Annotated in this window: 15 protein-coding genes; 11 read left to right on the top strand and 4 right to left on the bottom strand. The window is 46.5% G+C overall.

Features of this window, described 5'->3' with window-relative positions; genetic code table 11:
- The first annotated feature begins 110 nt into the window (after nucleotides 1-110).
- Genes FSB75_RS06830 through FSB75_RS06840 form a run of 3 tightly spaced genes read left to right on the top strand, consistent with a single transcriptional unit; the run spans nucleotide 111 to nucleotide 2471 of the window.
- Entirely contained in the window at nucleotides 111-833 is a 723-nt protein-coding gene (locus FSB75_RS06830; protein WP_146784669.1) for an ABC transporter permease, read from the top strand.
- Entirely contained in the window at nucleotides 830-1045 is a 216-nt protein-coding gene (locus tag FSB75_RS06835) for a CcmD family protein (RefSeq protein WP_146784672.1), read from the top strand. Before FSB75_RS06830 ends, FSB75_RS06835 begins: the two co-directional genes overlap by 4 nt.
- Nucleotides 1046-1055: 10 nt before the next feature.
- On the top strand, nucleotides 1056-2471 hold the full coding sequence (locus FSB75_RS06840; protein ID WP_146784674.1) for a Glu/Leu/Phe/Val family dehydrogenase: 1416 nt from the start codon (nucleotides 1056-1058) through the stop codon (nucleotides 2469-2471).
- Nucleotides 2472-2604: 133 nt separating this feature from the next.
- Here FSB75_RS06840 and FSB75_RS06845 read toward each other — a convergent pair whose 3' ends face one another.
- A complete protein-coding gene (locus tag FSB75_RS06845; protein WP_146784678.1) occupies nucleotides 2605-3810 on the bottom strand; it encodes a family 1 glycosylhydrolase in 1206 nt (401 codons plus the stop codon).
- Between the two features lie 101 nt (nucleotides 3811-3911).
- Nucleotides 3912-4640, bottom strand: a complete 729-nt coding sequence (locus tag FSB75_RS06850; RefSeq protein ID WP_146784681.1) for an SDR family NAD(P)-dependent oxidoreductase — start codon at nucleotides 4638-4640, stop codon at nucleotides 3912-3914.
- Between the two features lie 152 nt (nucleotides 4641-4792).
- On the opposite strand from FSB75_RS06850, the gene FSB75_RS06855 reads away from it, so the two are divergent.
- Nucleotides 4793-5359, top strand: a complete 567-nt coding sequence (locus FSB75_RS06855) for a histidine phosphatase family protein (RefSeq protein WP_227990810.1) — start codon at nucleotides 4793-4795, stop codon at nucleotides 5357-5359.
- Nucleotides 5360-5399: 40 nt separating this feature from the next.
- Nucleotides 5400-6110 (top strand): hypothetical protein, encoded by a 711-nt coding sequence (locus FSB75_RS06860; RefSeq protein WP_146784685.1) that lies wholly within the window; start codon nucleotides 5400-5402, stop codon nucleotides 6108-6110.
- Nucleotides 6111-6128: 18 nt separating this feature from the next.
- On the opposite strand, the gene FSB75_RS06865 is transcribed toward FSB75_RS06860, so the two are convergent.
- Complete coding sequence (locus tag FSB75_RS06865) at nucleotides 6129-6443, bottom strand: hypothetical protein (protein ID WP_146784688.1); 315 nt, start codon at nucleotides 6441-6443, stop codon at nucleotides 6129-6131.
- Between the two features lie 16 nt (nucleotides 6444-6459).
- A complete protein-coding gene (locus FSB75_RS06870) occupies nucleotides 6460-9315 on the bottom strand; it encodes a PAS domain S-box protein (RefSeq protein ID WP_146784691.1) in 2856 nt (951 codons plus the stop codon).
- 219 nt (nucleotides 9316-9534) lie between these two features.
- Between FSB75_RS06870 and FSB75_RS06875 the strand changes: the two genes are divergently transcribed.
- The 6 genes from FSB75_RS06875 (at nucleotide 9535) to FSB75_RS06900 (ending at nucleotide 13444) form a co-directional block, all read left to right on the top strand.
- Nucleotides 9535-9807: a hypothetical protein gene (locus tag FSB75_RS06875; RefSeq protein WP_146784694.1), complete on the top strand. Its 273-nt coding sequence runs from the start codon at nucleotides 9535-9537 to the stop codon at nucleotides 9805-9807.
- A 751-nt stretch (nucleotides 9808-10558) separates the two neighbouring features.
- On the top strand, nucleotides 10559-11593 hold the full coding sequence (locus FSB75_RS06880; protein WP_146784697.1) for a PhoH family protein: 1035 nt from the start codon (nucleotides 10559-10561) through the stop codon (nucleotides 11591-11593).
- Nucleotides 11594-11755: 162 nt separating this feature from the next.
- A complete protein-coding gene (locus FSB75_RS06885; protein WP_146784701.1) occupies nucleotides 11756-12178 on the top strand; it encodes a nuclear transport factor 2 family protein in 423 nt (140 codons plus the stop codon).
- Nucleotides 12175-12555 carry a fluoride efflux transporter CrcB gene (gene crcB, locus FSB75_RS06890; protein WP_146784704.1) on the top strand — a complete coding sequence of 127 codons (381 nt, stop codon included), beginning with the start codon at nucleotides 12175-12177 and terminating at the stop codon, nucleotides 12553-12555. Before FSB75_RS06885 ends, crcB begins: the two co-directional genes overlap by 4 nt.
- Complete coding sequence (locus FSB75_RS06895) at nucleotides 12552-12905, top strand: DUF190 domain-containing protein (protein WP_146784707.1); 354 nt, start codon at nucleotides 12552-12554, stop codon at nucleotides 12903-12905. Before crcB ends, FSB75_RS06895 begins: the two co-directional genes overlap by 4 nt.
- Nucleotides 12902-13444, top strand: a complete 543-nt coding sequence (locus FSB75_RS06900; RefSeq protein WP_172623082.1) for an inorganic diphosphatase — start codon at nucleotides 12902-12904, stop codon at nucleotides 13442-13444. The genes FSB75_RS06895 and FSB75_RS06900 overlap by 4 nt, the downstream gene beginning before the upstream one ends.

Here is a 13444-nt window from a genome sequence, read left to right on the forward strand (position 1 = left end):
AGGTCGTTTTAAAAGTATCAGCCAATCTGCTAATCATCACATCAGCTAATCGCATTCTCCCTTATTTTTGCGCCACAATTAACGATTGCTACTTCTTAAACACCCGTCAAATGAACAAATGGTGGTGGAAAATACTCTGCATTGTTTTGTTGGCTTACACCTTAACAGCAGGGTTGTTGTGGGACAACATTCCGCGAGTTCCCAATCTGCAGGAAACAATCCGCAATCTTTATTTTCACGTGTGCATGTGGTTTGCCATGATGATCCTTTTTACGGCATCGGTGGTGCAAGCCGTTTATTATTTGCGCACGAACAATTTGGAGCACGACATTAAATCCAGAGCCTTTGCTACCACGGGCATTGTGTTCGGCTTGTTGGGTTATGCAACGGGCACGATATGGATGTCCTTCACCTGGGTTGATCCCAATCGTCCCGCTTACGAATCCTTTTCGCAAATTGCCAAAGAACCAAAGCTCATTGGCGCTGCGATTGCCTTGCTGATTTATTTCGCTTATCTCGTGTTGCGCGATTCTATTAATGATATTGACAAGAAAGCCCGCATCGGTGCGGTGTACAATATTTTCGCCTTTGCATTTTTATTCCCCGCTATTTGGATCATTCCGCGACTGCTTCCAAGTTTACATCCGGGAGGTCAAGCACCGGGCGGAGAACAAACATCCAATCCTGCACTTGATTTTAAAGCTCTTGCGCCGCAAATGCGCTTTGTGTTTTACCCTGCCATCATTGGCTGGACCCTGCTTGGCGTTTGGATCACCAGCCTCAAGGTGCGCATGAAATATCTTTCAGAAAAAAAACTGCTTATTGAACAATGAACAGGAAAATAGTTTTACTCTCCTCGATTTTATTGCTCCATCTTTTTGCCGCAGCTCAGGAAAAAGTTGAAATGGCCGATAATCTTCGCAGCAACGGAAAAATTTTCGTTGTCGTAGCCATCATCGTTACCATTTTCGCCGGCATTATTTTGTATCTCATTCGCCTCGATCGCAAACTAACGAAGCTTGAAAAAAACAATCATAATTCTTAAATGAACCCTTATGTCAGCAGAATATAGCTTTTTCGGTTCGGTAGAAAAAAGTTTTGACAAGGCCGCCAAATTCACCAAATGGGATCCGGGTGTATTGGAACAAATCAAGGCCTGTAATTCCGTTTACCAAATGAAATTTCCCGTGCGCATGGACGATGGCCGCATCGAAGTTATCGAGGCTTATCGCGTACAACACTCGCATCACAAAACGCCCTGTAAAGGAGGTATCCGTTTTGCGGCCGAAGTAAACCAGGATGAAGTAATGGCGCTGGCCGCACTGATGACCTATAAATGCGCCATCGTAAACGTACCCTTTGGTGGCGGCAAGGGCGGCATCAAAATCAACCCAAGAAAATATTCCGTTTACGAACTGGAAAAAATCACACGCCGTTATACTTCTGAGTTGGTAAAGAAAAATTTCATTGGTCCGGGCACCGACGTTCCCGCACCCGATTACGGAACCGGTGAACGCGAAATGGCCTGGATTGTGGACACGTACCAAACCCTTCGCCCCGGCGAAATTGACGCTGCGGGTTGCGTAACCGGCAAACCCGTTACGCAAGGCGGTGTTCGCGGAAGAAGGGAAGCCACAGGTCTTGGGATTTTCTTTGGCGTTCGCGAGGTGTGCAACATGCACGAAGTGATGGATAAATTAGGATTGACGGTCGGCGTTGAAGGCAAGAAAGTGATTGTGCAAGGCTTGGGAAATGTGGGCTATCACGCGGCAAAATATTTTCAACAGGCCGGCGCGAAAATTATTGCGCTTGCCGAGTACGAAGGCGCTATTTGGAGTGACGGTGGTTTAGACGTTGATGCTGTTTTTGAACACCGCAAAGCAACGGGTTCTATTCTCAACTTTCCGGGTGCGCAAAACTTTGCCAAGAACACTGATGCGCTTGAATACGATTGCGACATTTTGATTCCTGCGGCCTTGGAAAATGTTATCAACGGTGAAAACGCACCCAGGGTGAAAGCAAAAATTATCGGCGAAGGTGCCAACGGCCCGCTGACACCCGAAGCTGATGAAATCTTTGCGCAGAAAGGAACTATCGTTATTCCCGACATGTACCTGAACGCCGGCGGTGTTACCGTTTCTTACTTTGAGTGGTTGAAGAATTTAAGCCACGTTCGGTACGGCCGCATGGAGAAGCGCTTTACCGAAAACATGAACACGCACATTCTTGGACAGATAGAAGAACTTACAAGTAAACAAGTAAGCACAAGAGAAAAGCAGTTCATTTTACACGGGCCTGAAGAAGTGGACCTTGTGCACAGCGGATTGGAAGAAACAATGGTAACGGCCACAAAAGAAATTATGGACGAGTGGCGCCGCAACCCGCAAATACCGGACATGCGCACAGCCGCGTACGTGGTTGCCATCAACAAAGTAGGAACGAGCTATGCCGAGTTGGGCATTTTCCCGTAAAACACAATATGCAATAGACAATTTGCAATAAACAAAGAAAAAGCTTCACTGTTCGTGAAGCTTTTTCTTTGTCCAGCTAAGACAATGTTTGCCTTGCACATCACCATTGCTTATTGCCGATTGCGTATTGAACTCACCTCCGAAAATGCAGCCCGTAACTTTCGTTTGCCAGCACGTCTTTCCATTGATCAATAATTTTTTTATAGGCACGGCCAACGGACATTTGCTTCCGGTCTAAATCGTACAGGCCAAGTGGGTTTACGTTGCCGTTGTTTTCGCGAAGCGCCGTGTCCCAATCTACCTGGTGCGTTAAGCTATACCAGGTAAAACCTACAATGGGCACGCCGTCTTGTTTTAAGCGGTGCACGTTTGCCCATTCTTTGTAAAACCATTCTACGCTGTCGGGCATGTTGATGTTGGTTTCGGTGTGCATGATGGGCAAACGGTAGCGGCTGAAATATTGGTGCGTGATGACGTAATAACCGAAAATCTCTCCCGAAGGCTCCGTTGTTCCATCAGGACGCACAAGGTGTTCGTTGGTGATGTAATAATCATTGCCCATAATGCACCGCGCCGAAACCTGGTTGTCTTCAAACCAATGGTATTCCTCGCGGGTCATGCCGTTGTCGAGCAGGTATTCGTACATGTGCACGTTCAGCGGATACCCGTAAGTAAGGTCAAGAGAAAGAAAGCGCCGCTCGTTGTAAAAGTTGGCAACTTTTTGTGCTTCTGGCTTCATCGGATGAAAATATTCCGATGATTCGCTTTGAATGAACGTAGCCTCCGGCTGTACTTCCAAAATGGCTTGCATGGCCATCACGTTTGCCTTGCACAAGTTTTTCAAAGCCGTTACAAAGGCACGGTCGTTTGTCATCCTTTCGTTCCACCAACCATACAAGCCGGAGAAGGTTGCCGCAATAAAAATTTCGTTGACCGGCGTATAAAATTGCAGTTTGGGAAAGCGTTGCGCAAAGGCTTTGGCGTATTCGGCGAAGTAGGCCGGGAAGTCGGGGTTTTGAAAATTGCCGATCCAATCGGGTACACCAAAATGACAGAGGTCAACGATGGGTTCAATGTCCAATTCGTCTAACTTTTGAAAGACTTCGTCGCTGAACGACCAATCATATTTTCCAGGGCCAAGAAAGGTTTTGTAAAGCGGGGGGCCGTAACGCAAAAAGCAAATGCCGAGTTCTTTTACCAATTCAAAATCGCGTTGCCAATTCTCGTAGTGTCCGCATTTTTCCATTTCATCTACGCGAAGCGTTTTTCCATCGGGCAGAACAATGGTAGGATAACTGTTTTCAATGCCGGTAGCAAACATGAATTTGTTGGAAGCCATAAAGAAAATTTTAGTGAGACGTGAAAAGTGAAACGTGAAAGAGGAATGAACGAATGTTTTGAAGTCTGTACAGTCTCACGTCTGCCGTCTCACGTTTCACATCAAAGAATGTCCAGCCGACCTCCGTCAACAATCAACGTCGTTCCATTAATAAAAGATGCATCGTCAGAAGCCAAGAACGCAATGGCCGCCGCCAGTTCTTCGGGTTTGCCAATTTCGCCTTCCACTTTTTCTGCGCCGCTTTTTACGTTGGGATTGTTCCAAAGCATGGGCGTGTCCACCGCACCCGGCGCCACGCAGTTGATGCGCACTTGCTTGCGTGGATGTTCCAAACTCACGCCGCGTATAAAGGCTTCCATGGCGCCTTTGCTGCTTGCATAAGGCACAACGTTCGCGGTTGTTTCGTGTGCATGCACCGAACTCACGTTCACAATGGCTCCGCCCTGAATGTGCGGAATGCACAACTTGCAAAACAAAAACACCGAGCGAAGATTCACCGCCATCACTGTATCCCATTCCTGTACGGTTATGTCCACAATGGGTTTAAAGGTCATCATGGCCGCATTGTTCACCATTACGTCAATGCGGTTCCATGTGTTTAAAGCAAGTTTTACCGCAGCTTCAATCTCATCTTCTTTGCCCACATCGCACATGGCAAATAACGCATCTCCCCCCGCGTCTTTAATCATTTTTACTGTTTCGTTGCCGCCGTCTGCATTGCGGTCTATCACCACTACCTTCCCTCCTTCCGAAGCCATCCGTTGCGCCGTTGCCCGGCCAATGCCTGAACCTGCCCCGGTTATCAAACAAACCTTGTCAGTAAATCGCATAAAACAATTTTGGGGAAGAGTATCAACTGGAGTGCCATGCAAAGGGATCGTCAAACAAAAAGCGGTCACAAAAAGAACGATCACGTTGATCTTTACGCAGCTGAAAACGAAGGGTGTGCTTTTTGTACAAGTAAGTTCTACAATTCATCAGGATGAAAAATTTTCTTGGCCTCTTGCTACTCTTACCCTGCAGCTTGTGCATTTTTTTCTGCTCCGAAGGACAAAGTTCCTCAGCCGCCGCAACAGCCGGTAAAAAAATCATCATTATTCGGCACGGAGAAAAACCCGACGACGGCGACAACCTTTCGTGCAAAGGCTTCAACAGGGCTTTGCAGTTGACGCAAGTTCTCTATAGCAAGTTCGGCTTGCCCGCCGCCATCTATGTGCCTTCGCTTCACACCGGGAAAAAAACAAGCACGGCACGCATGTATCAAACCATTGTTCCCTTCGCCATTAAATACAATCTTACAGTGAATTCAAAATTTGATGTGGACGATGCCGAAGGGCTTGCCGGTGCACTTAAACAAAACGAGGGCACAAGCCTGGTGGTGTGGGAACACAAAAACATCAACGACATCACAAAAGCACTGGGCGTGCAGCAAAAACTAAAATGGGATGATGCTGACTTTGACAGCATCTGGATTGTAACACTCAGCGCTACCGGCGCCACCGTTTCGATGGACAAAGAAGGCATTACACCAAAAGATGCCTGTCCCTAAAGTTTTTTGTTAGAAAACTTGCAGCCGCTTATTTTGTTGCATGATTACTTTTTACGTAATTATTATTTCCCTTGGTGCGCTGGGCGCAATTTGTGCCGTGTTGATCGCTACGGTTCTTCACCTGAGCAGAAAGCTTGCAAAACAGAGTTATCAGTTGCAGCACGGCTTGCAAAACCTGCGGTACGAAATGAACACCAAGCTTTACCCGCTTGAAAAAAGCTTTTATACACAAATACACGGTAGCGAAGAAATTGTTTACGACGGTCGTGCCTTTGTTGATGCAAACGATTTTACTGGCAACGGTGCATTGGCTTGGGATTATGTGGCACACCGTTTCGCCGGCGGCAAGGGCGAGGGTTCACACGAAATAAAGGACAATGTTATCACCGTTAGCCGCAGCAACACAGCAGGCCGTTACGAATTGTATTTAAAACACTTTGTTTTTGACGGCGTAAACTGCAGCACGGTTCCCGCAAGCACATCGCAGGATATACGCAGGTTTCGCCTTACCTGTGAGGTAAAAAAACAAAACGCCTCACACTCGTTGCGATTTGTTTTTAAAGGAGAAGATTCGAAAGAAGTTTTAGATGAAAAAGATTACGTGGTCTTTAATCCCGATTGGGAAAAAGTAGAACTGCATTTTTGGGTTTCAGCAAAGGAAGCCAGCATTTTTCGTATTGATGACCTTTGTGTTTTGGAAGCCCCAAGCGCCGTTCAAATTCGCAATCTTGTGTTGATGGAAAAGAAGTAATCAGGAAAATTTTTCTTTTTAAAAATTCCAATCTTCGTCTTCTTCCTCGTCAAATTGCTCGTATTGTTCTTCCAGCGTGGCGTCAAAAGTTTCATAGCTAAACTCGTGGGCCCACTGTGCAGCGGCAAAAACAAAAGCGAAATTGAGGTCGTATAAATCGTCCTGGGCCAACCAATCTTCTTCTGTGGCTTTTAAAATCCAATCGTAAAAAAAACTGCCGCGTTTGTCGTAGCGGATGGCCGTTAGTTCTTCTTTTGGAATAACAAAGCGGTTAAGGTCGTCGCCCGTCCACTCAATACCGTTTTCCGTTATCGTCCAGTTTCCAAATTGCATGTTTCCTCCTTCTTAATTACACCGGCAATAGCACATAAAAACATGCGCCTTCGCCTTCGCTGCCTGTGGCATAAATATAGCCGTGATGCCGTTCGACAATTTTTTTGCACAAAGCTAATCCAAGTCCCGTGCCTTCATACCGGTCGCGGGAATTTAAGCGGGTGAAGGTTTTAAAAATTTTTTCGGCGTGTTCAGGCCTAAAGCCAATGCCGTTGTCGCAAATACTTATTTGTATAAAAGTTTTTTCTTTTTCAGCAGACGAAACTGCTTTCACGACCTTTCCCAAAACCTGCTTCACGCCGATGTTAATCAGCGGCGGCACGCCGGCTTTTGAAAACTTCAGCGCATTGGTAAGCAAATTGTAAAAAAGCTGGTTGAGCAAAACCGGCGAACCGTGCACTTCGGGTAAATTTTCTTTGTTGATGCGGGCACTGCTTTTCTGCAACACTACTTCCAGGTCACTTTCAATGTGGCCAATCAGTTCATTCAGAGCCACTTTTTCAAAAGAACTTTCCAGCGAGTTGATGGTTGAGTAATTGAGTACGCCGTCAATCAAACCAAACATGCGCTCGGCAGAGAACAACATTTTTTGAAGGTAAAGTTTACCGCGTTCAGGCAACATGGCCGCGTATTCTTCTTCCAGGCGACTGCCGAAGGTGCGCACCTTGCGAATGGGCTCTTTCAAATCGTGCGAAGCCACGTGTGCAAATTGCTGCAAGTCTTCGTTTGACCGTTGCAGTTCTGCATTGATTTCCTGAAGCTGCCGGTTCAGTTCTTCGAGTTGCTGCGCAGCCCTTTTTTGTTCGGTTATGTTTCGTACGGTAACGGTCACGCCTTCGTCCATACGTGCCAGCGAAAGGTGAAAGTAAAGTTCATCGTTTTGCTCTTTGTGAACAATTTCCCGCTGTCCGCCCTCGCCGGTTTCAATGAAATGAATCAGGTAACCAAAGGCGCCGTTTTCAAATGCTTGCGGAAAAACCTCGCTTACACTTCTCCCAGTTATATCAACAGGCAGCATTCCCAGATCTTTTGACACCATGTTGTTGATGAAGGAAATGCGAAAATCCACAATCTCGCCCTGCCGGTTACGGATGGGTGAATAAGTGGTAATGCCGTTTTGTGTGGTGTCAAGCACCGATTGCAGAAAGGCTTGCGACTGTTGAAGCTCCGTTGTGCGTTCTGCCACCAATCCCTCAAGAGTTGAAGCGAGTTTGCGGTAACGGGCTTCACTTTCCTGTATCGCCTGCGTAGAAAGGATTTCATCCGTAACGTCCATAATCGCCCCAGTAAAGCGGTAGCGTTCTCCATTTTCGTTCAGCAACACTTTACCGGTTGAACGCATCCAGCGTATAGCACCGTCGTTTCGAATAACACGGTATTCAGCGAAGTAAGACGTTGGACTGTCGTGTTCAAACAAAACCCGGCGGTTGCGTTCAGCCACCCAATCGCGGTCAGCGGGATGTATGGAAGCAAGAAAGCGTTCAAACGTAAAGGGCTCGTCTTTGGGAAGATTGTAAAACCGGCGTGTGTGCTCCGATATGGCGGCAACGCCTGTACGAATATCATAGTCCCAAAGGCCGAGGCTGGCCGCTTCAATTACGAGGCTCAAACGTTCTTCACTCTCCAGTATTTTTTCTTCGGCACGTTTACGTTCGCCGATGTCTTCAACAACAGAGATGAAATATTTTGGCATACCGTCATCATGCCGTACAAGCGATACTGTAAGGTTAATCCACACAACACTTCCCGACCTGTGTATGTAACGTTTTTCAAGCGTATAGCTTTCTCTTTCGCCTGCCAACACTTCCTGCAACAACCGCAAATCGTCGTTTAGGTCATCGGGATGCGTGATGCGTTGAAACGTGGAAGAAAGAAGTTCTTCTTTTGTATAACCAACAATGGCGCAAAGACGCTCGTTGACATCAAGCCAGCTCCCGTCGGGTGATACGTGAGCAATGCCGACAGCCGCATTGTCGAAGGTGCTGCGAAAGCGTTCTTCACTTTGTTGCAAGGATCGTTCGGCTTCCTTCTGTTCCGTAATGTCAATGTTTACGCCGGTGCGGTATTCTACTTCGCCGTTGCTGTTGTAAAATGAACGCGACCGTCCTTGTATCCATCGCACTTCCCCATCGGTACGTTTTATGCGAAACTGGTATTCATAATCGCCTCCAGCCTGCCGCTCGTTTTGAGCTGTACCTTTTAAAAGATGCAAATCTTCCGGTAAAACAAAGCGGTGAAAATCCTTTATGTGACCGCCGAATTCTCCCGGCCTTATGCCGTAAAGCGCCAGTTGCTCCTTGCTCCAGGTAAGTACGTCAGCCTTTACATCCCAGTGCCAAACCCCGATGTGGCCAATGCTGATGCTTAACTCAAGCTGCTCCTTTGTTTTACGCAGCAGGATTTCTTCGGCTTCTTGCTTCTGCCGGTTAAATACATCCTCGGTGACATCGGTTACCAAAACCATAATGCGCTCAACCGCTCCGTTGAGCGCTTTCAGTGGCTGGTAAACCACGTTGAGCCAGATTGTTTCCGTCCCGTCGCTTCGTTTAATGAAAGTTTTGTGTTCGTTGAGCTTAAAAGGTTGCCCCGAAGAACGAACCCTGTCAAGAATATCCTGGAAGAATTGTGCTGAAGCCACTGTAACCACTTCAAAAACTGGCTTTTGCAGGAGTTCCTGCGGCGTTCTTCCAGTAATGGAGAAATAAAGGTCGTTGGCAAATTCAACAACGTATTGTGGTCCGTAAAGAACTAAGATAGCGGCCGGTGCCTGCATCAGCATGTTGTAAAACTCCCGCTCAATGCCGGCACTTTCCGGTAAAGAATCAGTGGTTGCGGGCAAATGTTCCGCCTGCGACAGAAGTAATTCGCTCATACTTTAGAAAGGCAATAAATATAAGCAGCAATCTAAATACAACATTGCCAATGCGGCAAAAACCTACAGGAGAAAACAGACGTTTCGGCGAAAAATATTGCATTACCGTGGGGCGTTAAAAATATTCTTTACGTTCGGGCGAATTAACTTTGTACAAATTAGATTTTAGCCGATTATTGCCCCCGGAAAACATTCCGTTTTACTCGCAACTATCCTACGATGAGCATACATTTTTCAAAGATTATCAAGGCCGGCGACCGCAACCGCGAATTTAATTTTACCCGCACTCACCGCGACGGAACTCGCTATAACGTAAATGTTCCGGATGAAAGAGGCAACCGCATTTTCTTTACCATGCAGCAGGAAGGAAGTTCCTGGAAAATCATTATGGATATTTTACCGCCCTGGGTACTGGCTGCTGAAGAAGAATTGGGCGCTGCAATTGAAGAAGAAACAAGAGCAACTCTCGCGAAAGACGGAAAAGGCAAATAAGGGCCAGCAGTAAGCCCTCCGGCCAGCATTCAAAAGCTGCACATACAACCACAAAATCCTGATTGCATATCAAAAGCGTTTACGCTTTGCAGTACAATCTTACGGATGCCGATACCGAAAGTTCAGAATCCAAAGTGTGCCTGTATTTTCCGCTTTTCTGCCAGCACATCGCAGAGAATTTAAACCATAAGCTGTGCGTTGCTACGATGGAAGTAAATTACGTCTCTCCTGCGTCATCGGCTATCCGCAAGAGTTTTGACAGAGAAACGATAAGTAGTGCATTGAGATATTGATCAAGCAAATACAAAGGCCAGAAGAGAGGCGTAACAAAACGCCGCATACTTTACCGCTTGGACATTTACTTTTGTCCTTTCAGGGTTACTGTCCGCTATGTCAATCATGCTAACCTTGCGGGTCAAATTAATTCTTGTGTTGCCTTCTACCTCTTTGCCCTGAACTGTTCTTTCGTTTGCTCAATACCAAGAACAACGTACACGAGTGCAACGCTAGTAAAGCCCAATAGTTCCAATGCCGCTGGGCTCAAAAAATTTTAATCGCTTCGTTGAAAAATCTTTTGCACAAACTACGCATAACACAAAAGGCGGCCAGGAGAAATGGCATTATTTTTTAATTAACAACTGTGTACAAGTAACTACAATTTTTTAACACGATGTGTTCTATCTTGTAGCAAAGAAAAACTTGTGTAATAAGCCGGAACGAACCGGATTGGTAACTGTAAATCTAACCTACATTGAGAGAGACAATTATTAACCTTGAAACCGTTAACCCTATAGAGTTCTTTGGTGTAAATAACGGCAAACTAGACATTCTGAAAAAAAAATTCCCCCTCCTGAAAATCCTTTCCCGCGGCACGCAATTAAAGCTCAGCGGCGCACCGGAGCAGGTGGATGGAGCAAAGGAAAAGATTGATCTTATTGTGCAATATCTTCAACGCAACGGCCACATGAGTGAAAATTATTTTGAACAGATTTTGGGCGGTGACGATGCTGAAACAATTGACAACTTCGTAGAGCGAAATCCGAACGACATTCTAGTGTTTGGCCCCAACGGCAAAACCGTTCGTGCCCGTACTGCCAACCAAAAACGGTTGGTGACCGCTTCGGAAAAGAACGACATTGTTTTTGCGATTGGTCCTGCTGGTACGGGTAAAACCTATACCGCTGTTGCAATGGCAGTAAGAGCACTAAAGAATAAGGCTGTAAAGAAAATTATTCTTACACGTCCCGCGGTGGAAGCCGGCGAAAGCCTTGGTTTTTTACCGGGTGATTTAAAAGAAAAGATTGATCCTTACCTGCGGCCTTTGTACGATGCGCTGGACGACATGATACCGGCTGACAAACTTGGGTACTACATGAGCACCCGCACCATTGAGATTGCGCCGCTGGCGTACATGCGCGGCCGTACGCTCGACAATTGCTTCATCATTCTGGATGAAGCACAAAACGCGACCGACCTGCAATTAAAAATGTTCCTGACCCGTATCGGTGCGGCCGGCAAGGCCATTATCACCGGCGATCTCACGCAGGTGGATTTGCCCAAAAACCAAAAGAGCGGTTTGGCAAAAGCCAGCCGTATTTTGAAAAATGTTGACGGCATTGGATACATTGAATTAGACGAAGAAGACGTGGTGCGCCACAAACTGGTGAAGGCCATTTTAAAAGCCTACGACAAAGAGCACCAACGGGAAATGGAAATAGAAGAACACGAAAAAAAGGAACGCAAAGAGCGTCGCTATTATGACAGGGACAAGGAGCAACAAGCTTAAGGCTCTGCCTAAGGAAAGAAAAAGTGCCTTCAATTGAAGGCACTTTTTCTTTTTATGGTTTCCGGTTCACGCTTCATAAAAAAGAACAACCGCCGCAATCCTTCGACTTAACCTCTTATTCTTCACCTTCTCCCTAACCTGTTTTTCAGTTAGTTTTGCGCCATGCTGAAAAAAATCGTTTTCAATACATGTCTGCTGCTGCTTGTTGCCTGTAACAACGACAGCGAAAGCACGTCTGCCGCACCGCCGGAGAACGACGTGGACGCTGCACGCACCTTCATCCGCAGCGCATTGGACGGACGTTGGAAAGATGCAAAACGGTTGATCGTGCAGGATTCAATCAACATTGGCGACCTGGATGCAACCGAGCAGAATTACACGCAGCACATGAACGTAACTGATCAGCGCGGCTACCGTGAATCGCAGATACGCATCTTTGACACCAGAAAGCAGGGTGATTCGATCAGCATCGTCACGTATGCCAATACATACAAGAACCAGAAAGATTCCATTAAAGTGGTAAAGCAAAACGGGGCTTGGCTGGTGGACTTGAAATATTCGTTTCCAAACAACCGGCAGCAATGATGCAGATCGTTGTTGTAGCCGTGGGTGGAGCGGCGGGAAGCGTTTTGCGTTATACCCTGCAGAAGTGGATAAACGAAACGTACCTGCAAAGTTTTCCGCTTGCAACGTTTCTTATCAACGTTACCGGCTGTCTTTTAATTGGAATTTTTTATGCAATGGCAGAAAAGGGAAACCTGTTAACACCGCTCGTCCGCCTGCTGCTGGTTACCGGGTTTTGCGGCGGCTTTACCACGTTTTCTACGTTTGCTTTTGAAAACATGAATCTGTTGCGAAGCGGCGATCTTTTTTACTTTGCCTTGTACGCTTTGGGAAGTTTGGTTTTGGGTGTGTTGGCCGTGTATTTGGGCGTTTTTCTCGTTCAAAAAATTGGCGCATGAACCTTCAAGGAAACGCAAAGCTGTTGCGCATTTTTACCGGCGAAGACGATCGGCTTGGCCACCACCTGCTTTATGAAAAGATTGTTCTGGCGGCAAGAGAACAGGGCATTGCCGGCGCAACCGTCATCAAGGGCATTTTGTCGTACGGCGCCAGCAGCCGCCTGCACCGCTCCCGTTTGATTGAACTCTCCGAAGACCTTCCCGTGGTGATAGAAATAGTAGACAGTGCTGAGAAGATAAACGCCTTTTTTCCCTTGGTGAACGATTTGTTTGAACAATGTGGCAAAGGCGGATTGATAACGCTTGAAAACGTTGATGTGATTTACTACCGTTCAAAAAAACAAGCATGATAAAACACGTAATTCATCCCTGGCACGGCGTCTCCTACGGCGAAGACGCACCAAAGATTGTAAAGGCATTGATTGAAATTTCGCAAGGCTCGCGAACAAAATATGAAATAGACAAGGAAACGGGTTTGCTCAAATTAGACCGCGTGATTTACTCGTCGTTTCATTACCCGGTCAATTACGGTTTTATTCCGCAAACGCTTGGCTGGGATGGCGATCCGCTTGACATTCTGGTATTGTGCAGCCAAAGCATTCAACCACTATGTTTGGTGGATGCCACCGTCATCGGTAACATGCAAATGATTGACAGCGGCGAGTACGATGACAAGATCATCGCTGTGGCTGCAAACGATCCATCGGTAAACCACATTACCAATATGGAAGAACTGCCACGGCATTTCATTTCCGAATTGCGCAATTATTTCGAGCAATACAAGGTGCTGGAGAGTAAAGAAGTGCGCATTGAAAACTTCCAGGACAAGGACGATGCCTACCGCATCATTAACGAAGCCATTGCGCACTATAAAACTCAATACGCATAA

Origin of the sequence: Flavisolibacter ginsenosidimutans (assembly GCF_007970805.1) — a bacterium.
GTDB lineage: Bacteria > Bacteroidota > Bacteroidia > Chitinophagales > Chitinophagaceae > Flavisolibacter > Flavisolibacter ginsenosidimutans.

Coding starts and splice junctions, on each gene's coding strand:
- FSB75_RS06845 (WP_146784678.1), bottom strand. CDS start 3,810: ATGGCTTCCAACAAATTCATGTTTGCTACCGGCATTGAAAACAGTTAT.
- FSB75_RS06830 (WP_146784669.1), top strand. CDS start 111: ATGAACAAATGGTGGTGGAAAATACTCTGCATTGTTTTGTTGGCTTAC.
- FSB75_RS06870 (WP_146784691.1), bottom strand. CDS start 9,315: ATGAGCGAATTACTTCTGTCGCAGGCGGAACATTTGCCCGCAACCACT.
- FSB75_RS06865 (WP_146784688.1), bottom strand. CDS start 6,443: ATGCAATTTGGAAACTGGACGATAACGGAAAACGGTATTGAGTGGACG.
- FSB75_RS06885 (WP_146784701.1), top strand. CDS start 11,756: ATGCTGAAAAAAATCGTTTTCAATACATGTCTGCTGCTGCTTGTTGCC.
- FSB75_RS06860 (WP_146784685.1), top strand. CDS start 5,400: ATGATTACTTTTTACGTAATTATTATTTCCCTTGGTGCGCTGGGCGCA.
- FSB75_RS06850 (WP_146784681.1), bottom strand. CDS start 4,640: ATGCGATTTACTGACAAGGTTTGTTTGATAACCGGGGCAGGTTCAGGC.
- crcB (WP_146784704.1), top strand. CDS start 12,175: ATGATGCAGATCGTTGTTGTAGCCGTGGGTGGAGCGGCGGGAAGCGTT.
- FSB75_RS06835 (WP_146784672.1), top strand. CDS start 830: ATGAACAGGAAAATAGTTTTACTCTCCTCGATTTTATTGCTCCATCTT.
- FSB75_RS06875 (WP_146784694.1), top strand. CDS start 9,535: ATGAGCATACATTTTTCAAAGATTATCAAGGCCGGCGACCGCAACCGC.
- FSB75_RS06900 (WP_172623082.1), top strand. CDS start 12,902: ATGATAAAACACGTAATTCATCCCTGGCACGGCGTCTCCTACGGCGAA.
- FSB75_RS06895 (WP_146784707.1), top strand. CDS start 12,552: ATGAACCTTCAAGGAAACGCAAAGCTGTTGCGCATTTTTACCGGCGAA.
- FSB75_RS06840 (WP_146784674.1), top strand. CDS start 1,056: ATGTCAGCAGAATATAGCTTTTTCGGTTCGGTAGAAAAAAGTTTTGAC.
- FSB75_RS06855 (WP_227990810.1), top strand. CDS start 4,793: ATGAAAAATTTTCTTGGCCTCTTGCTACTCTTACCCTGCAGCTTGTGC.